The following is a 16,580-nucleotide window of genomic DNA, read 5'->3' as shown; positions in this document are numbered from 1 at the left end:
GTTTTTCGACTGCTCGCGAACGGTCGTCCAGAATACGGTAGAACATTACGTGTTTAAGGTCGTTGAGTACCCAGAAATCAGGAGTTCTGGCCACTCGTTCTGGACGAACGTACACCGAAAAACGACTGCGTCCCTCGATCGAGAGGGGTGCGCGCGTCAATTGTTGCCGCGACTACAGCAGACTGGTCGCGTCCCCCTCGACGACCGTCCGCAGCGCCGGGTTCGTCTGTACGTCGCGCACGCAGTCGTCGCCGGCCAGCGTCGCGAGGAACGCGTCGCGGCGGTCGTCGGTCGGGAACCGACAGATTGCGAAGACGTTCAGCCGGCCGGTGGTCTCGAAGACCGTGACCGCGTGGTCGGCGAGCGTCTCGACGACGCCGTCGAGCGCGGTCGGGGCGACCTGCAGCCGGACGACGACCGTCCGGGCGTCGAGCGCATCGAAGTCGATGAGCGGGGCGTATCCCTCGACGTAGCCCGCGCGTTCAGCCCGTCTCGCCCCGTCGATAGCGGCCCGGCCGACCGGGTCGGTCTCGGACCGGGGAGACGGCTCCGACACGGTCAGACGGCCTCTGGCCCCGTCTTCCCCGTGCGAATCTGGTACGCCTCGTCCACCGGAAGGACGAACACCTTGCCGTCGCCCTTCTCGTCGGTTTTCGCCGCCGCACAGATGGCCTCGGCCACCTCGTCGGCGGGGATGTCGGCGACGACACACTCCACCTTCACCTTCTGGTGGAGGTCGACGGAGTACTCCTCGCCGCGCCACTGGCCCGTCTTCGCCGGCTGCGAGCCGCGACCCGACACGTTCGTCACCGTCAGCGACGGTGCGCCGACCTCGGCGAGTCCTTCTTTCACGTCACTCAGCTTGTCGGGTCGAATGTACGCCATTACGAGTTTGATATCGCTCATTCGTTGTCACCTCCGTCTGTTTCGACACCGCCGTCCGTCTCCACGCGGCCGCCGTCGACCGAAACTGCGCTACTAGGGCTGCCGGCACCGCTGTCGCCAACGAACTCGGGGTACGCCGAGATACCGTGTTCGGAGCTGTCGAGTCCTTCCTCCTCTTCGGCGTCGGAGACGCGCAGTCCGAACAGCGCGTCGGCGATGCCGAAGACCACGATGGACGCGAGCACGGTCCAGATGCCGATGACGGCGACACCGATGACCTGCATCGCGAGGTGGGTGCCGACGCCGGCAGAGAGCACGCCGGGGGCGGCGAAGACCGGGATGAGGATGGTGCCGATGGCACCGGAACTCCCGTGGACGACGAACACACCACACACGTCGTCAATCTTCAGCGAGTCGACGACCCAGCGGAAGGTCGGGAGGACGAGCGCGCCGGTGATGAGACCCAGCAGGATACCACCCCACCACGTGACGTGGGGGACGGCACCGGTCACGGCGACGAGGCCGGCGAGCAGTCCGTTTGCGGTCCACAGCGGGTCCGGCTTCCCCTGCCACGCGGCAGAGACGACCATCGCAGCGACGCCGCCTGCACCCATTCCGAGGGTGGTGTTGAGCACGACACGGCCGAGCGCAGCGCCCATGAACTCACCTTCCGCGGTGAGGACGGTCGCCTGCGTGCCGACGTTGAAGCCGTACCAGCCGAACGCGAGGAACAGCGTCCCGAGCACGGCAAGCAGCATCGAGTGGCCCGGAATGGCCTGACTGTCCCCGTTGCTGTCGAAGCGGCCGGCGCGTGCACCGACCATCTTCGCACCGACGAGTCCTGCAAGGCCACCGCACATGTGGACGACCGTCGCACCGGCGAAGTCGAAGTAGCCGACGCCGAGTGCGTCACCGATGAAGCCGTTCGACGAGAGTAGCCCCGTGCCGCCCCACGCGATGCCCGGCATCGCGGGGTAGATGACCGCCGTCATCGCCACGGCGACGAAGACGTAGGCGGTGAAGTTCATGCGTTCTGCCACGGCACCGGAGACGATCGTCGCCGCGGTCATCGCGAACACCGCGCCGAAGAACCAGTCAATCCAGCCGGTCGTCCCGGGGTCGGTGATGTAGCCGAACGCCCCTGCGGGGTCGAATGCCAGCCCCGGCGTGGTCAGCTGTCCGATCATCGCCGAGAAGGCCGCCCCGAAGAGGAAGAACACGAGCACGCCGACCACCCAGTCGGTCATGTTCTTCATCAGGACGTTGCCCACGTTCTTCGCACGCACCTGTCCTGCCTCAAGCAGCGCGAACCCCGGCTGCATGAAGAAGATCAGGAAACACACTACGAGAATCCACACGTAGTTCACGCCCGACGAGATGGCTTCGATGCCAGCCTGAAGCGGAAGTGCTACCGACATCAGCTACCACCCTCGAATTTTGCTGCCCAAACGTTCACGTTCGAACGCGTTTCACCCAGTTTCGTCATGTTATACACAGACGAGTGGCATGGGAGAGAGGTATATAATCCCTTGGTTGAAACGGTCAAATTTCGGGTTCGATAAGAGGACGTATGCCCAAAATAACACAGAGTATAGTGTGTATAAGGTTGTTCTCTGGCCGAAAAGCTGGACGGTTTTCGCCCTGGTTCTGGACGGTCGTCAACCCCGCCGTGGGCGCTATCGGGGTGATTTACCCCCGGCGCGCGACAATACTTGCCACACTCAGAGCCGTTCGGCGACCGTTTCGCCGAAGTAGGTGACGATGAGGTCAGCGCCGGCACGCTTGATAGAAAGCAGAGATTCGTGGGCGACCTCCTCGATGTCGAGCCAGCCCTTCTCGGCGGCGGCGTGCAGCATGGCGTACTCGCCGGAGACGTTGTAGGCGGCGACGGGGCGGTCGAAGTGCTCGCGCACGTCGGCGACGATGTCCAGATACGGGAGCGCGGGCTTCACGAGCAGGGCGTCGGCTCCCTGTTGTGCGTCGAGGCTCACTTCCCGGTTGGCCTCCCGGCGGTTGGCGGGGTCCATCTGGTAGTGGCGACGGTTACCGAACGCCGGCGCACCGTCGGCCGCGTCGCGGAACGGGCCGTAGAAGGCGGACTCGTACTTCGCGGCGTAGGCCATGATGGGAACCTCGGCGTACCCCTCGGCGTCGAGCGCCGACCGAATCGTCTCGACTTGGCCGTCCATCATCCCGGAGGGAGCGATCATGTCCGCGCCGGCGTCGGCGTACGACTGCGCGATGGACGCGTACCGGTCGAGCGTGGCGTCGTTGCGCACCGTCAGGTGGGCGTCGGACTCGGCGTCGGCTTCGAGGATGCCACAGTGACCGTGGTCGGTGTACTCACACAGACAGAGGTCGGCGATGACGTAGGCGTCGGTCTCGGCGTCGAGCCGGCGGAGGGCGCGCTGGACGACGCCGTCCTCGGCGTCGGCGCGCGAGCCGACCTCGTCTTTCGACTCGGGGATACCGAACAGCATGACCGACTCGATACCCGTTGCGAGTATCTCCTCGACGCGGTCGACGACCTCGTCGACGGGGACGCGCTCGTGGCCGGGCATGGACTCGATTGGCACGCGCTCGTCGGTCGTCGCGTCCACGAAGACGGGGACGACGAAATCCGACGGGGAGAGTCTGGTCTCGGCGACGATATCGCGGATGCCGTCCGCGCGGAGTCGGCGCGGCCGGTCGGTCGGATGCATACCGACAGTCGGTGGTCGCGGGCCAAAACCGCGTCGTTCGACACGAAAAGGGATTTACCATCACCCCCGAAATCGTGGCTGTGGTCCCCCTCCAAGTCGACATCGTCGGGTATCTCTCCGCGCGCCTCGAGGAGGCGCTGCCGGTGCTCAGAGAGATCCTCTCCTCGGAGTTCGGCCTCGCCATCGTCCTCGGCATCTTCGTTCTCGAAGGGGCGATGTTGCTGTATTTCATCCCGAGTGAGGGTATCATCCCGGCGGCGGTGTTTCTCACCGACGGCAGCCCGCTCGACGTGTTCGTCCTGTTGACGGTCGCGGTGGTCGGCGCGACGGCCGGGCAGTTCGCCCTCTTTACCGCCGCCAAACGGCTCGGTCGTGAACGCTTACTCGACTCGCGGTGGGTCCGAATCGGGGACGAGCGGCTCGGCCGCTTCGATAGCTGGTTCGAGAACTGGGGGCCGATTGTCGTTCCCGTCTCGAACTCGCTGCTGTTCACGCGCGGGATGCTCACGATTCCGGCGGGGCTGGCCGAACTCGACGACCGCGAGTTCCTTCTGCTGTCCGCCATCGGCACGCTCTCGTTCGAGAGCCTCCTCGCCGGCGCGACGCTGTTCCTGTTGAGCGTCTAACCGCACGCGAACGCTCTTTGTGGTCCGAGCCACAGCGGGTGTATGTCTACGGACGAGTCGGATGAGTCGGACGACCAAATCCCGACGCGGGTGTCGTGGCTGTTCGGCGGGATGTCGGTCGCGCTCGGTGTCGGCGTCTCGGATTACCTCGACGCCGGGAGTCTCGTCGCCATCGTCACGACGGTCGTCTCGCTGCTGGCCTTGGGGCTCACGTATCAAGCCGTCACGTCGTGACTGTCTCACCACCGGAAAGCTGAGAGCGTACGCCGAGCGAATCGAGGCGTTTCACCGCGCCGGAGGCGCGGTTGCGTTGCGGTTTTTGCTGCAGATGTTTGCAAGGGGCGGTGCGCGAAGCGCACCCGACGCAGCGAAACGGTGCGCGTCAATATGGCTCGTTTTTCAGCCCCAACAGATACGCAATTCCGTTCGTCACCAGATGGAGCACGGGCGTCACGACGACGATAGCGAGGATGACCGGGAGCGTGAACACGGCACTCGCCCACGCGGGAGCAAGTAGGAAGGCGAGCAACAGGGACGTGACGACGAAGTCCAGTTGGTCGAGGCCCGGAAACGACGCGCCACGGGCGCGGCCGCTCCGGCGCTTGATGAGCGACGCGAGGATGTCACCGAGCATCGCGCCGAAGGCGAGCGCGACGGCGGCAAGCAGCGGGAACGTCGGGAGGTCGATACCGGTGGCGGCAGCGACGGGGCCGTTGACGGCGTTCAATCCGAGGGCGACGGCGATGCCGGCGAGGGTGCCGGCGGCGGTGCCGCGCCACGTCTTCCCGTCGCCGAGGATGCGCGTGCCGCCGTAGGTGCGGCCGCCGTCGATGGGTGGGCCACCGCCGAAGAGGACGGCCGCGTTGTTCGGGATGTACGCGGGCAGCATCGTCCAGAGGGCGACGGCGACGGTCTCGGCGAGCATACAGGCGGGTTGGCGGGGAGCGATAAAAGTCGCCGTGGTCCGTCGGTGACCATGGGAGGGATACTGGCTTAACGTGGGCTGTCCTATATGTGGTATGCTTCCGCCCATTGCAGACCGGTTCGTCGCGGGCGAGGATATCTCGACCGCGCTGGACCACACCCGTGCGCTCAACGACGACGGCGTCGGCGCGATACTGAATCTCCTCGGCGAACACTACGACGACCCCGAGAAGGCCACACAGGACACGGAGACGTACATCGAACTCGTCGAAGCGATTGCGGCGGCGGACCTCGATGCCCGCATCTCCGTGAAGCCGAGTCAGGTGGGGCTGGACATCAGCGACGAGACCTTCGCCGACAACCTCGCGCGCATCGTCGATACGGCCGCCGATGTCGGCGTCTTCGTCTGGGTAGACATGGAAGACCACACGACCATCGACGCGACCCTCGACGCCGTCATCGACTGTGCCGAGGACCACCCCGACATGGGACTGTGCGTGCAGGCGAACATGAAGCGGACGCGCGACGACCTCCGGCGACTCGTCGAGACGCCCGTGACCGTCCGGCTCGTGAAGGGGGCCTACGACCCGCCGAAGCGACTCGCCTACACGGACAAGGCCGACGTGAACCGCGCCTACCGCGAGAATCTGGCCTACCTGTTCGAGCACGCAGACCACGTCGCCGTCGGGAGCCACGACCCCGAGATGATAGAGCGGGCGAAGGAGCTCCACGACGCGTACGGCACCGGCTTCGAGATTCAGATGCTGATGGGCGTCCGCGAGGACGAACAGCGGGACATCGCGAGTGCGGGCTACGAGAGCTACCAGTACGTTCCGTTCGGCGACAAGTGGCTGTCGTACTTCTACCGTCGCGTGCGCGAGCGCAAGGAGAACGCGCTGTTTGCGGTGCGGGCGCTCCTCTCTTAGTTGCGCAGCATCTCGTCTGGGATATCCGGCTCGTTCTCGCCGAAGCCCGCAGACAACACGCGGGTGAGCGCGTCCTCGACGCTCTCGTCCGTCTGCTCGTACTCGTGTGGCTCGACCTCGATGACGAAGCCGGTGGTGATGTTCGGCGAGGTGGGCAAAAACAGCACGTCACGGCCGTCCTCAGTCGTTTTTCCGGTCTTGAACGCGGTCATCCGGAGCCCGTCCCACACTTCGAGTTTGACGGGCGACTGGAGGTCGCCGGTGCCCGAAAAGGCGGTTTCTGCGGCCATCTTCGAGGCGTTGTAGACGATACGGAGGCCGGGAATCGCGTTGAACACGTCATCAAGCACGCGCTCGATGATGTCACCGACCGTCGTGCGCATCAGGTAGCCGACCGCGAGCACGAGCAGGAGGAAAAATGCCAGCGCGAGCGGCACGTACGCCGCGGTCGGAATCGTGGGGTAGTTGTCGAGAATCCCGGTTCGAGTGATGACACCGAAGACCAGGTCGTACAGATACGCGATGACGAAGACGGTGGCGAGAACCGGCACGAGGACCACGAGACCGCTGGCGAAGTCTCGTTTCCACGACGAGGGGAGCATCTGTCTCCACGTTAGGTGCGCGTGTAATCAGCGTGTCGGAGGCGACGAGAAACTACTAACAGCCGTCCGGCCGAACCTGCGTGTATGCACGACGAGTCACGCGACATCTACGACCGGGCGCTGTCCGTGTTGCCCGGGGGCGTCAACTCCGCGGTCCGGGCCGCCCCGCAGCCGTACCCCGTGTTCGCACAGCGGGGCGACGGCGGCCACGTCATCGACGCCGACGGCAACCGCTACATCGACTGGATTCAGGGACTCGGTCCGCTGCTGTACGGTCACGACCTCCCCGAACCGGTGACGGCCGCCGTGCAGCGTCGCGTCTCGGAGGGTCCGATCTTCGGGATGCCGACCGAACTCGAGGTGGAACACGCCGAGTTCGTCACCCGCCACGTCCCCTCCGTCGAGATGCTCCGGTTCGTCAACAGCGGGACCGAGGCGACCGTCTCCGCGGTCCGATTGGCGCGTGCCGTCACGGAGCGCAACAAAATCGTCATCATGCAGGGTGGCTACCACGGCGCACAGGAGTCCACGCTCGTCGAGGGGGGTCCCGACCACCCGAAACCCTCCACCCACGGCATCCCCCAGTCGTTCGCACAGGAGACGATTCCCGTCCCGTTCAACGACATCGAGACCGCCAAGGAGGTGTTCGAGGAACACGGCGACGAGATCGCGGGCGTCCTCGTCGAGCCGATTCAGGCCAACTCCGGTATCGCCTACCCCAAGGACGGCTACCACGAGACGCTCGCCCAGCTGTGTGAGGATTCGGGCGCGCTCCTGATCTGGGACGAGGTCATCACCGGCTTCCGCATTGGCGGGCTCGGCTGTGCCCAGTCGGCGTTCGGTATCGACCCCGACATCACGACGTTCGGGAAGATTATCGGCGGCGGCTTCCCGGTCGGCGCAATCGGCGGGAAGACGGAGTACATCGAGCAGTTCACTCCTTCCGGCGAGGTGTTCCAGGCCGGCACCTTCTCCGGACACCCGGCGACGATGGCCGCCGGCCTGGAGGGGCTGAAGTACGCCGCCGAGAACGACGTGTACGAGCACGTCAACGACCTCGGTCGCCAGCTCCGGGAGGGGTTGACCGAGATTCTGGCCGAACGCGCGCCCGAGTACACCGTCGTCGGAGCCGGCTCCATCTTCAAAGTCGCCTTCACCCGCGCCGACGCGCCGCCACAGAGCGACTGCTGCGTGAACGGCTGTCGGCAGAACCCGGAGTGTGCGCGCTTCAGCGCGTGTCCGAAACGCGGCACCGACGCCCAGCGCATGGAAACCGACCGCTACGCTCGCTTGTTCCGCCCGGCGATGCGGGATGCAGGCGTCCTCGTCTCACAGAACCAGTTCGAGGCGAACTTCGTCTCCTATGCCCACACCGAGGAAGACGTCGAGGAGACGCTCGACGCCTACCGCGACTGTCTCTGAGGGCGGCCACTGTCCGCCGGCCAGTCGCGACGCTGGCGTCGCTCGCGAGTGACCGTCCGGTCGGGTCGAAGAAAGCGAAATGAGGAGGCGGCCAGTTCAGGCGACTGCCGCCTCACGAGTCCCGCTCGCATTCATCCAGAGGACTACTCGGTGTTAATGCTTGGGGTGGCCGGAGTGGGAGTTCGGCCGACTACCGGCTCAGGCCCCGGCGTTCGCACCGTACGTCTTCTCCAGATACGCGACGATGTCGTCGCTTTCCGGCATCCCCTCGACGTCGTGTTCGGGGTCGACGAGCACCGGCACGCCCGTCTGGCCGCTGACCTCTTTCACCTCGGTGCGCTCGTCGTGCGAGCGCGGCACCATGTGGGACTCGTACTCCAAGTCGAGTTCGTCCAGCTTGTCGATTACCTTCGCGCAGTACGGACAGCCTTCCAGTTCGTACAGTTCGAGCGTCATAGAGCCGGATAGGAGCCACAGGTCAAAAAGCGCTCCCGTGGCGGCGACCACGGCCGCCGACGTGGTCGTCACCGTCGACACCCTCCCGGACGGCTTCTGCGTCGACGACGACGGACCCGGAATTCCCGAGCAGTCGCGAGAGCGCGTCACCGAACAGGGGTTCTCGACGAGCGACGACGGCACCGGTTTCGGGCTCGCCATCGTCGACTCCATCGCCGAGGCACACGGCTGGTCGCTCACCGCCACCGAGAGCGCGACCGGCGGCGCACGCTTCGAGTTCACCGGCGTCGAGACGCGGTAATCGGCCCGAGACGCCCAGTTACAGCGACCGAGACGGCAGCCGTTTGCCGATACCACGTATTCGATATCGCGGCATGCGATTTATCGTCCGAGAGCCGAAGGGGGTTTGAGCGTCGGCCACCCATGCCGGGTATGGACATACGGCTCGCCACTCGCGGCTCCGAGTTGGCGGTACGACAGGCGGGGACGGTGAAAGACCGGCTCTCGAACCGGCGGCGGTCGGTCGAGTTGGTCGAGGTGGAGACCAAAGGCGACCAGATTCAGGACGAACTGCTCCACCGACTCGGCAAGACGGGCGCGTTCGTGCGCGCGCTCGACGAGCAGGTGCTCGCGGGGGAACTCGACGCGGCCGTCCACTCGATGAAGGACATGCCGACGGAGTTTCCCGAGAACCTCGTCGTCGGGGCCGTCCTCGAACGGGGACCGGCGGGCGACGTGCTCGTGACGCCCGACGGGTCGAGCTTCGAGGAACTGCCCGCGGGCGCGACGATTGGCACCGGGAGTCTGCGACGGACCGCCCAGCTGAACGCACAGCGCGACGACGTGAACGTGGAGCCGATTCGCGGCAACGTCGACACGCGCATCGAGAAGCTGCTCGCTCCGTCGCTCCAGCGCGAACACGAGCGCCGGGTCGAGAAGGTGGAAAACGGCGAACTGGGACAGGGCGCGGTCGACGAGTGGTTCGAAGGTCTCTCGCCGATCGAACAGCGGGCGCTCGAACGCGATGTCGACACCGAGTACGACGCGCTGGTGATGGCGGAGGCGGGACTCGAACGCTCCGGACTGCTCCACCACGTCCCCTTCGAGCGGTTCGACCCCGAGACGTTCGTTCCCGCAGCGGGCCAGGGCGCGATTGCCGTGACCGCTCCCGACGGCGAGATGGCCGAACTCCTCACCGATATCGACCACCCGCGGACGCGGGTGGAGACGACCGTCGAGCGGACGATTCTGGCAGAGCTGAACGGCGGCTGTATCGCCCCGATTGGCGTCTACGCCGTCGTTCGCGGTCAGTACGTCCACACCGTGGTGCGGGTGCTCTCGGTCGACGGCACCGAGTCGATACAGACGAGCCGCGACATCCCCATCGCGACCCACGGGCGCGGTGCCGTCCGGCTGGCGGAGGAACTCATCGACCGCGGCGCGGACGAACTGGTCGAGACGGCCCGCGAGAACCATGAGTAAGGTGTATCTCGTCGGGAGCGGCCCGGGCGACCCGGAGCTGCTCACCCGGAAGGCGTACCGGCTGCTTCAGGAGGCCGACGTGGTGCTCCACGACAAGCTTCCGGGGCCGTCACTCGAACTCGTCGACGACGAGCGGGCCGAAGACGTCGGCAAACGCGCCGGCGGCGAACGCACCTCCCAGCAGTACACGAACGAGCGGCTGGTCGAACTCGCGAAGGAGGGGAAGACCGTCGTCCGACTGAAGGGCGGTGACCCGTTCGTCTTCGGCAGGGGCGGCGAAGAGATGGAGTATCTCGCCGACCACGGCGTCGAGTTCGAGATCGTACCGGGCGTGACGGCAGGAGTCGCGGGACCGGGCGTCGCCGGGATACCGGTCACCCACCGCGACCACACCTCCAGCGTTTCTTTCGTCACGGGCCACGAGGACCCGACGAAGGAGGAATCGGCCGTCGACTGGCCGGCGCTTGCAGCGACCGGTGGCACCATCGTCGTCTACATGGGCGTCGGCAAACTGCCCGACTACACCGCGGTGTTGCGGGAGGCAGGGATGGACCCCGAGACGCCGGTCGCGCTCGTCGAGGAAGGCACCTGGCCCGACCAGCGGGTCGCGGTCGGCACCCTCGACACCATCGTCGACGTGCGCGACGCGGAAGGTATCGAACCCCCAGCGGTGACCGTTATCGGTCCCGTGGCGAAGACACGCGAGACGGTGCGGGCGTTTCTCGACAGCCCGTACGAGCAGTAAACCACATACTACGATATGAAACCGAAAGTTGCGGTGTTTCGGCCGGCCGGCGAGCGAATCGAGACGGCGAGCGCGCTGTTGGCGGAGCTGGGCGTCGAGCCGGTCGCGGACCCGATGTTGACGACGGAAGCGACGGGGGCGGTCGCGCGCACGGACGGCGACTACACGGTCGTCACCTCCACGACGGGCGTCGGAATCCTCGCGGACCACGACTGGCAGGCCGAGACGACGCTGTGTGCAATCGGCTCGACCACCGCCGACGCCCTGCGCGAGACGGGCTATACGGTCGATATCGTCCCGGAAGAGTTCTCCTCGGCCGGACTGGTCGAGCGGCTGACGGACGAGGTAGACGGGAAGCGCGTCGAGATTGCCCGCTCCGACCACGGGAGCGAGGTGTTGCCCGACGGGCTGACCGACGCCGGGGGGTATGTCCACGAGACGACGCTGTACCGGCTGACCCGTCCCACAGAGAGCGGGCGCTCCGCACGGTTGGCCGCCGACGGCGAACTCGCGGGCGTCGCGTTCACCTCGCCGCTCACGGTGGAGTTCTTCCTCGATGCGGCCGCCGAGACCGCGAGCCGCGAGGCCGTCCGCGCGGCACTCGACGAGGCGGTCGTCGGCTGTATCGGCGAGCCGACCCGCGAGGCCGCCCGCGAGGCCGGCTTCGGGGTCGACGTGGTGCCGGCGAGCGCAAGCTTCGACGCGCTCGCGCGCGACGTGGTCGAAGCGGTCGAGGAGTAGCCTGCCGCCGTCGCTTGATTTTAACGCGGGTGTCGTGAACGTGTCGTAGTGACAACCCGGAGTTGGCGAACCGTCGCCGTCGTCGCCGGCTGGCAGGCGGCCGTATCGCTGTGTTACTACGCGCTCTTCTCGGCGACGACGTACTTCCGGGGTGAGTTCGGGCTCTCGCGCACGCTCATCGGCGTGTTGACCGCGGTGGCGACGCTCGGCTACACGCTGAACCTCTTTCCCAGCGGGGCGGCCGTCGACGGGTTCGGCGAGCGACGGGTGATGCTGGTCGCGGTCGGCGGGCTGGCGGTTTCGGCCGCGCTCATCGGACTCGCCCCCACGCCGCTCGTGTTGTTCGCCGCGGCCTTCCTCTTGGGCGTCTCGTACGCGCCGGGGATGCCCGCCTCGAACCGCGCGATTCTGTCGAGCGCGCCGTCCGGGAAGGGCAGTTCGGCGATGGGACTCAAGCAGGTCGGCGTGACCGCCGGGTCGGGAGCAGCCTCGTTACTCGTCGCCGGCGTCGCCGCGGTCGCGACGTGGCGGTGGGGCTTCGGCGCGATTGCCGCGCTCGCGGGCGGGTACGCACTGGTCTTCGCGGTCAGCTACGAGGGGACGAGCGGGAGCGGCGAGTGGACACTCCCCGACGTGCGGGCGTTCAGCCAGAATCGCGCGTACGTGCTCGTCGTCCTCGCCGGCCTGTTCGTCGGCGCGACCATCTTCACGACGGTCGGCTACACCCTGTTGTACGCCGACGAGCTACTGAATTTCTCGCCGGTCGCGGCGGGCGTCGTCCTCGCGGCGGTGCAGGCGGCCGGCAGCGCGGGCCGGCTCGGTGCCGGGTCGCTCGCCGACCGACTGGGCGGCGGGGCACGGGCCGCGGCGACCGTCACCGGCGGACAGGCGGCCGTCGCGACGGGTGCGTTCACCCTCCTCGGTGTCGGGGCGATACCGCGGCCGGTCGCGCTCGCGGCGCTGTTGGTGCTTGGCGTCTCCATCCTCGGCTCCACGGGCGTCTACTACTCCTGTCTCACCGCGCTCGTTCCCCGAGAGGAGGTGGGGGCGGCGAGCGCCGGCGGCCAGACCGCCATCAACGTCGGCGGGCTGTTCTTCCCGCCGGCGTTCGGCTATCTCGCGGACACCGTCGGCTACGGCGCGGGGTGGCTGCTGCTGGCGGGCTGTGCCGGGCTGTTAGTAGTCGTGTTGGCGGCGGTCAGACGCTCAGTTGGTCGTGGGGTGTGACTGCCCCTCGGTGACGCCCTCGTCGCCGGTGGCCTGTTCCTCCGGCGTCTCGACCCCCTCGGCGGCCTCGGCCACCTCGGTCACCTTCTCGGTGTCGACGTGCCAGCGGTCGACCGACTGCTCGTAGTCGGCCAGCTTGTTCGAAACCCGAATCTTCAGGTCGTCGTCGTTGATGTTGATTTCGAGCGCGTAGTCGGCGTTGTCGTGGCGCGTGACGTTCGCGCTCACGAGACCGTTGTCGAAGTAGTAGGGCGCAATCTGTGTCATGACGTTCTTGTACACTGCTCCCTCCACCTTGCGCAGCGCCTTCCGGCCCGCCGAGTCGGCCGCCCGCGCGAGGTGGCCGACTGACTCGCGCCACCGTTCGAGCGCGTCGTCCGGCTCGTCGAGTTTCTCGTATGAATCCGCCAGCTTGTCGCCGGCGGCCTTCACGTCCTCGTCGGGCCCGACCCCTTCGCGCTCGCCGGCTCCCTCGCCAACGCTCGCCTGCTGTGCCGTCTTCTCGTTGACGTCCTCGTCGAGCCGTTCGTGCTGTTTGGGTCGCCACTCGTTCCACTCCTCCAAGGCGTCGTTGTCCTCGTCGAGAAGCTCTCGCAGCGCGCGCGTCACGCGCTCACCGTGTTCGACGATATCGCCCCACGTGCCGCGCTGTTTGAAACCAGCGACACTCTCCTCCATTATCAGTGTTACAGGGTCCGCAGAGATAACCTTTCGCGCTTACCGGCCGTATGTGACGCGGGTCGCCCACGCGTCGAGCCGGTCCTTGACGCCTTCGAGCCACGCCGCCGGCGACACTCGCCGGGCGTCCTGTTCGTCGACCTCGATGCCCCCCTCGTACGGGTCGGCTGGGTCATCGAGCAGGTCGCTCGTCGTGCTCATCGCGCACCGACCGCACGATTCTACCTTCTTTCCTCCCATGCCGCTATGATTCGCCTCCAGTTAGTTAGGTCTTGTCGTGGGTGTTTTGACCATGCACCACACAGCGAGCGTATGGGATACCACCACGTCGCCGTCGGCGAACTCGACCCCGAACCGGACCGCCCGTCCACGCAACGCTCTATCAGTGGCGCGGTGGGACTTGAACGGCTGGCGGCACACGTGTACGAGGTCGCGCCCGGCGAGGAGATTCCGCTGGCGTACCACTACCACGACGAACAGGAGGAGGTGTTCTACGTCACCGAGGGGGAGCTTCACGTCGAGACGCCCGAGGGCGAGTTCGCCGTCCCCGCCGGCGACGCGTTCGTCTGTGAGCCGGAGAGCCCGCAGTTCGCCTTCGTCCCCAAGGACGGCGAGGCGACGACCGCCTTCGTCGTCGGCGCGCCCGCCGTCGACGACGTTCACCCGTACGACGACACATGAGCGACGAGCCAGAGCGGCCGACGTTCGACGACGAGTATCTCGACGACGTCGCTGCCCGACTCGTCTACAACTACGACCTCGACCGCGACAAGCGGGCCGGCGGCCAGCGGTTCGAGTTGTACGGCCGACTCCGTATCCAGAGCCGCAAGCAGTTCCTCCACGAGTCAATCAACTACGCCAACCAGAACGTCAACGAACACCTGTTTGCCACCCGGCGCGAGTCGGTGTCGGTCGGCGATATCGAGTCGGCAGTCGAGTTGGGCCACGAGCTCGCGGAGACGGGCGACTGGATTACGGCCGACGAGACACACCGGAGCACGGACTTCACGTTCGTGTTCGTCGTGCCGGCGGTACCCGAGCCGGTTCGTGAGTTCGTCCACCAGTTCCGCGACCGGACGCTGCTCCGGTACGGCTACAACGGCCACTACGAGGTGAATCTGGTCGTCGTCGCGCCCGAGGAAGACGCCTACGTCGCAAGCGAGGAGGCGGACGTGTGGCGGGCGTTCGCGCCGTGGGCGGACTCCGACCCGGACCCGGAGCCGCGGCTCATCGAGCGGATTCGCGGGCTGTTGACGCGAAAATAAAAGACCGGGTCGTCAGTCGTCGGCGGGCGCGCCGGTGTAGCTGTCACGGACGCGGTTGATGTTCTTGTATCCCATGTAGGCGAGCGAGCCGGCGAGTCCGGCGAGCACTAACGCGAGGACGCTCTGGAGCCCGTACGAGATGACGTCGAATATCGTCGACGCGTTCTCGCCGGTGGCCCCGAGGTTCTGAATCGCGTCCAGCGTCGCCAGCGGGTTGCGGTACAGCCCGAGGGTGAGCAGCGCCGTCATCGTGACGCCGATCATCAGCACCATCGGGAGACCGGTCGAGAGGAGCTGCTTGGAGTCGTTCCAGTTGGCGAGCCACAGCGTCGCGGCCAGCAGTGCCAGCGCGGCGAGCGTCTGGTTCGCCGCACCGAAGAGCGGCCACAGACTCTCCCACGCGCCAGAGCCGACGAGCAGGTACGCCGGGAGACAAAGCAGCACGCCGGAGGTGACGTACCGGTTCACCGCCAGCTCCTGCGTTCGCGTCTCCGGCACTTCGACGATTTCTTCCATCATGTATCGACCCAGTCGCACGGCCGTATCCGTCGAGGTCAACAGGAAGCTGACGAAGACCAGCCCGATGAACGCCGAGCCGGCCGCGACCGGCAGGCCGAACATCGACAACATCGCTGCCCCGCCGGCCGGGAAGTTCGCGAGTGCGCCGGCCGCACCGGCAGAGAAGTCGGTGAAGCCGATGACGGCGAAGGCACCGACCGCGGTCGTCGCGAGCAGGCCTTCACCGAGCATCGCACCGTAACCGATGTCGCGAGCGTCCGACTCCTTGTCCAGCTGCTTTGCGGTCGTCCCCGAGGAGACGAGCGCGTGGAACCCTGAGATGGTCCCGCAGGCGATGGTGACGAACAGGAACGGGAAGATCGGCCCGAGTGAACTCGTCAAGCCACGGAACGCCGGGTAGCTGGTTTCGAGTGAGGTAATCGTCTGTGTGTTACCGAGGACCGACACGTCGACCGCGGTGAAACCGAGGACGGGTGCGAGAATCGCGCCGAGCAGCATCCCCCCGACACCGGTGTAGAGGAGACTCGACGTGAGGAAGTCACGCGGCTGGAGCAGCACCCACACCGGGAGCACGCTCGCGATGAAGCCGTAGAGGACGACGACCGGCACCCACGCCGCGACGTTGACACCACTGCCTGCGAGCGGGAGCCAGTCCCACGCCGAGGCCTGTCCGAGCAGGACGATGGTGTCTGCGGCGGTCGACTCCGTGCCGACGAGCGCAATCGGGTACTGAAGTCCCACCCAGACCCCGCCGAACACCATCGCGACGAACGCGACGGCTCCCGGCAGGAACGGGAGATTCAGCTGGTACAAGTAGACGCCGAACACGACGGCGAGCGCGAGATAGATGAAGCTCGCGGTCGCCGCCGACGGGAACGCGTTGAACACGATTGCGACCACGAACGCGAACACCGCGATGACGAGGATGATGGTCAGGAACGCGAACCACAGGAGCATGTCCTTCCCGCGGTCGCCGACGTACTCCCCGATGATGGAGCCAATCGACTTGCCGTCGTGGCGCACACTCGAGGAGAGCGCCATGAAGTCGTGTGCGGCCCCGAGCAGCGGGTTCCCGATGGCAATCCAGAGAATTGCGGGGAGCCACCCGAAGGCTGCACCCGCCGTAATCGGACCGACGATGGGTGCGCCCCCGGCGATGCTGGAGTAGTGGTGTCCCAACAGCACTGGTTTCTTCGAGGGGACGTACTCCTGTCCGTCCTCGTACTTGTGTGCGGGCGTCTCCTGTTCGTCGTCGAGTTCGACGAACTGAGCGAGATATCTGGAGTAGCCGAGATATCCCACCGAGAACGTTATCAGACTGGCAACGACCAGTACGGCAATTTGTACCATGGGCTACCGTATATCATGGAAATGCACAAC

The 16,580-nt window shown here is 66.4% G+C and carries 20 protein-coding genes and 1 pseudogene; 11 read left to right on the top strand and 10 right to left on the bottom strand.

Annotated elements, in window-relative coordinates; translation table 11 throughout:
• Positions 1-172: 172 nt before the first annotated feature.
• The 4 genes from DM818_RS06815 to hemB form a co-directional block, all read right to left on the bottom strand.
• On the bottom strand, positions 173-556 hold the full coding sequence (locus tag DM818_RS06815) for an Lrp/AsnC family transcriptional regulator (RefSeq protein ID WP_075937471.1): 384 nt from the start codon (positions 554-556) through the stop codon (positions 173-175).
• Positions 557-558: 2 nt separating this feature from the next.
• The gene (locus DM818_RS06810) at positions 559-906 is read right to left on the bottom strand and encodes a P-II family nitrogen regulator (RefSeq protein ID WP_075937472.1); all 348 of its coding nucleotides are present in this window, start codon (positions 904-906) and stop codon (positions 559-561) included.
• Positions 903-2,303: an ammonium transporter gene (locus DM818_RS06805; protein WP_075937473.1), complete on the bottom strand. Its 1,401-nt coding sequence runs from the start codon at positions 2,301-2,303 to the stop codon at positions 903-905. Before DM818_RS06805 ends, DM818_RS06810 begins: the two co-directional genes overlap by 4 nt.
• Before the next feature lie 303 nt (positions 2,304-2,606).
• Positions 2,607-3,587 carry a porphobilinogen synthase gene (hemB, locus tag DM818_RS06800; RefSeq protein ID WP_153952467.1) on the bottom strand — a complete coding sequence of 327 codons (981 nt, stop codon included), beginning with the start codon at positions 3,585-3,587 and terminating at the stop codon, positions 2,607-2,609.
• An 80-nt stretch (positions 3,588-3,667) separates the two neighbouring features.
• Here hemB and DM818_RS06795 point away from each other — a divergent pair, with 80 nt between their 5' ends.
• Together DM818_RS06795 and DM818_RS06790 are read left to right on the top strand one after the other, a co-directional pair.
• Positions 3,668-4,213 (top strand): DedA family protein, encoded by a 546-nt coding sequence (locus DM818_RS06795; protein WP_233571981.1) that lies wholly within the window; start codon positions 3,668-3,670, stop codon positions 4,211-4,213.
• Positions 4,214-4,255: 42 nt separating this feature from the next.
• Entirely contained in the window at positions 4,256-4,447 is a 192-nt protein-coding gene (locus DM818_RS06790; RefSeq protein WP_075937475.1) for a hypothetical protein, read from the top strand.
• 148 nt (positions 4,448-4,595) lie between these two features.
• Here DM818_RS06790 and DM818_RS06785 read toward each other — a convergent pair whose 3' ends face one another.
• The gene (locus DM818_RS06785) at positions 4,596-5,138 is read right to left on the bottom strand and encodes a CDP-2,3-bis-(O-geranylgeranyl)-sn-glycerol synthase (RefSeq protein WP_123124568.1); all 543 of its coding nucleotides are present in this window, start codon (positions 5,136-5,138) and stop codon (positions 4,596-4,598) included.
• 94 nt (positions 5,139-5,232) lie between these two features.
• On the opposite strand from DM818_RS06785, the gene DM818_RS06780 reads away from it, so the two are divergent.
• The gene (locus DM818_RS06780) at positions 5,233-6,063 is read left to right on the top strand and encodes a proline dehydrogenase family protein (protein WP_075937477.1); all 831 of its coding nucleotides are present in this window, start codon (positions 5,233-5,235) and stop codon (positions 6,061-6,063) included.
• Here the strand turns inward: DM818_RS06780 and DM818_RS06775 are convergent.
• Positions 6,060-6,665: a DUF502 domain-containing protein gene (locus tag DM818_RS06775; RefSeq protein ID WP_075937478.1), complete on the bottom strand. Its 606-nt coding sequence runs from the start codon at positions 6,663-6,665 to the stop codon at positions 6,060-6,062. The two genes, DM818_RS06780 and DM818_RS06775, sit on opposite strands and share 4 nt — an antisense overlap.
• An 84-nt stretch (positions 6,666-6,749) precedes the next feature.
• Between DM818_RS06775 and hemL the strand changes: the two genes are divergently transcribed.
• The gene (gene hemL, locus DM818_RS06770; RefSeq protein ID WP_153952466.1) at positions 6,750-8,087 is read left to right on the top strand and encodes a glutamate-1-semialdehyde 2,1-aminomutase; all 1,338 of its coding nucleotides are present in this window, start codon (positions 6,750-6,752) and stop codon (positions 8,085-8,087) included.
• Positions 8,088-8,285: 198 nt separating this feature from the next.
• Here hemL and DM818_RS06765 read toward each other — a convergent pair whose 3' ends face one another.
• Positions 8,286-8,543 (bottom strand): glutathione S-transferase N-terminal domain-containing protein, encoded by a 258-nt coding sequence (locus DM818_RS06765; RefSeq protein ID WP_153952465.1) that lies wholly within the window; start codon positions 8,541-8,543, stop codon positions 8,286-8,288.
• A 58-nt stretch (positions 8,544-8,601) separates the two neighbouring features.
• On the opposite strand from DM818_RS06765, the pseudogene DM818_RS15150 reads away from it, so the two are divergent.
• From DM818_RS15150 to DM818_RS06740, 5 genes and pseudogenes are all read left to right on the top strand, one after another.
• Positions 8,602-8,844, top strand: a pseudogene (locus DM818_RS15150) (sensor histidine kinase); the annotation flags it as partial.
• A gap of 131 nt (positions 8,845-8,975) precedes the next feature.
• The gene (gene hemC / locus DM818_RS06755) at positions 8,976-10,025 is read left to right on the top strand and encodes a hydroxymethylbilane synthase (RefSeq protein WP_235907920.1); all 1,050 of its coding nucleotides are present in this window, start codon (positions 8,976-8,978) and stop codon (positions 10,023-10,025) included.
• Positions 10,018-10,770: a uroporphyrinogen-III C-methyltransferase gene (cobA, locus tag DM818_RS06750; RefSeq protein ID WP_075937482.1), complete on the top strand. Its 753-nt coding sequence runs from the start codon at positions 10,018-10,020 to the stop codon at positions 10,768-10,770. Before hemC ends, cobA begins: the two co-directional genes overlap by 8 nt.
• A 15-nt stretch (positions 10,771-10,785) precedes the next feature.
• On the top strand, positions 10,786-11,511 hold the full coding sequence (locus DM818_RS06745; RefSeq protein ID WP_153952462.1) for a uroporphyrinogen-III synthase: 726 nt from the start codon (positions 10,786-10,788) through the stop codon (positions 11,509-11,511).
• Positions 11,512-11,559: 48 nt separating this feature from the next.
• Positions 11,560-12,738 carry an MFS transporter gene (locus tag DM818_RS06740; RefSeq protein ID WP_123123571.1) on the top strand — a complete coding sequence of 393 codons (1,179 nt, stop codon included), beginning with the start codon at positions 11,560-11,562 and terminating at the stop codon, positions 12,736-12,738.
• Here DM818_RS06740 and DM818_RS06735 read toward each other — a convergent pair.
• Both DM818_RS06735 and DM818_RS06730 read right to left on the bottom strand, forming a co-directional pair.
• A complete protein-coding gene (locus DM818_RS06735) occupies positions 12,718-13,416 on the bottom strand; it encodes a DUF5828 family protein (protein ID WP_075937485.1) in 699 nt (232 codons plus the stop codon). The two genes, DM818_RS06740 and DM818_RS06735, sit on opposite strands and share 21 nt — an antisense overlap.
• 39 nt (positions 13,417-13,455) lie before the next feature.
• Complete coding sequence (locus DM818_RS06730; protein WP_233571899.1) at positions 13,456-13,617, bottom strand: hypothetical protein; 162 nt, start codon at positions 13,615-13,617, stop codon at positions 13,456-13,458.
• A 111-nt stretch (positions 13,618-13,728) separates the two neighbouring features.
• Here DM818_RS06730 and DM818_RS06725 point away from each other — a divergent pair, with 111 nt between their 5' ends.
• Both DM818_RS06725 and DM818_RS06720 read left to right on the top strand, forming a co-directional pair.
• Entirely contained in the window at positions 13,729-14,097 is a 369-nt protein-coding gene (locus DM818_RS06725; protein WP_123123572.1) for a cupin domain-containing protein, read from the top strand.
• Complete coding sequence (locus DM818_RS06720; protein WP_123123573.1) at positions 14,094-14,681, top strand: hypothetical protein; 588 nt, start codon at positions 14,094-14,096, stop codon at positions 14,679-14,681. Before DM818_RS06725 ends, DM818_RS06720 begins: the two co-directional genes overlap by 4 nt.
• A 12-nt stretch (positions 14,682-14,693) precedes the next feature.
• On the opposite strand, the gene DM818_RS06715 is transcribed toward DM818_RS06720, so the two are convergent.
• Entirely contained in the window at positions 14,694-16,550 is a 1,857-nt protein-coding gene (locus DM818_RS06715) for a carbon starvation CstA family protein (RefSeq protein ID WP_075937489.1), read from the bottom strand.
• Positions 16,551-16,580: the final 30 nt, after the last annotated feature.

It is taken from the genome of Halosegnis longus (assembly GCF_009663395.1).
Lineage (GTDB): Archaea > Halobacteriota > Halobacteria > Halobacteriales > Haloarculaceae > Halosegnis > Halosegnis longus.
The sequence above is the reverse complement of the archived record's forward strand: the minus strand, read 5'-3'. Positions and strand labels throughout refer to the sequence as shown.

Coding starts and splice junctions, on each gene's coding strand:
- DM818_RS06715 (WP_075937489.1), bottom strand. CDS start 16,550: ATGGTACAAATTGCCGTACTGGTCGTTGCCAGTCTGATAACGTTCTCG.
- DM818_RS06745 (WP_153952462.1), top strand. CDS start 10,786: ATGAAACCGAAAGTTGCGGTGTTTCGGCCGGCCGGCGAGCGAATCGAG.
- DM818_RS06790 (WP_075937475.1), top strand. CDS start 4,256: ATGTCTACGGACGAGTCGGATGAGTCGGACGACCAAATCCCGACGCGG.
- hemB (WP_153952467.1), bottom strand. CDS start 3,587: ATGCATCCGACCGACCGGCCGCGCCGACTCCGCGCGGACGGCATCCGC.
- DM818_RS06785 (WP_123124568.1), bottom strand. CDS start 5,138: ATGCTCGCCGAGACCGTCGCCGTCGCCCTCTGGACGATGCTGCCCGCG.
- DM818_RS06720 (WP_123123573.1), top strand. CDS start 14,094: ATGAGCGACGAGCCAGAGCGGCCGACGTTCGACGACGAGTATCTCGAC.
- DM818_RS06765 (WP_153952465.1), bottom strand. CDS start 8,543: ATGACGCTCGAACTGTACGAACTGGAAGGCTGTCCGTACTGCGCGAAG.
- DM818_RS06805 (WP_075937473.1), bottom strand. CDS start 2,303: ATGTCGGTAGCACTTCCGCTTCAGGCTGGCATCGAAGCCATCTCGTCG.
- DM818_RS06725 (WP_123123572.1), top strand. CDS start 13,729: ATGGGATACCACCACGTCGCCGTCGGCGAACTCGACCCCGAACCGGAC.
- DM818_RS06730 (WP_233571899.1), bottom strand. CDS start 13,617: ATGAGCACGACGAGCGACCTGCTCGATGACCCAGCCGACCCGTACGAG.
- hemL (WP_153952466.1), top strand. CDS start 6,750: ATGCACGACGAGTCACGCGACATCTACGACCGGGCGCTGTCCGTGTTG.
- cobA (WP_075937482.1), top strand. CDS start 10,018: ATGAGTAAGGTGTATCTCGTCGGGAGCGGCCCGGGCGACCCGGAGCTG.
- DM818_RS06735 (WP_075937485.1), bottom strand. CDS start 13,416: ATGGAGGAGAGTGTCGCTGGTTTCAAACAGCGCGGCACGTGGGGCGAT.
- hemC (WP_235907920.1), top strand. CDS start 8,976: ATGGACATACGGCTCGCCACTCGCGGCTCCGAGTTGGCGGTACGACAG.
- DM818_RS06810 (WP_075937472.1), bottom strand. CDS start 906: ATGAGCGATATCAAACTCGTAATGGCGTACATTCGACCCGACAAGCTG.
- DM818_RS06780 (WP_075937477.1), top strand. CDS start 5,233: ATGCTTCCGCCCATTGCAGACCGGTTCGTCGCGGGCGAGGATATCTCG.
- DM818_RS06775 (WP_075937478.1), bottom strand. CDS start 6,665: ATGCTCCCCTCGTCGTGGAAACGAGACTTCGCCAGCGGTCTCGTGGTC.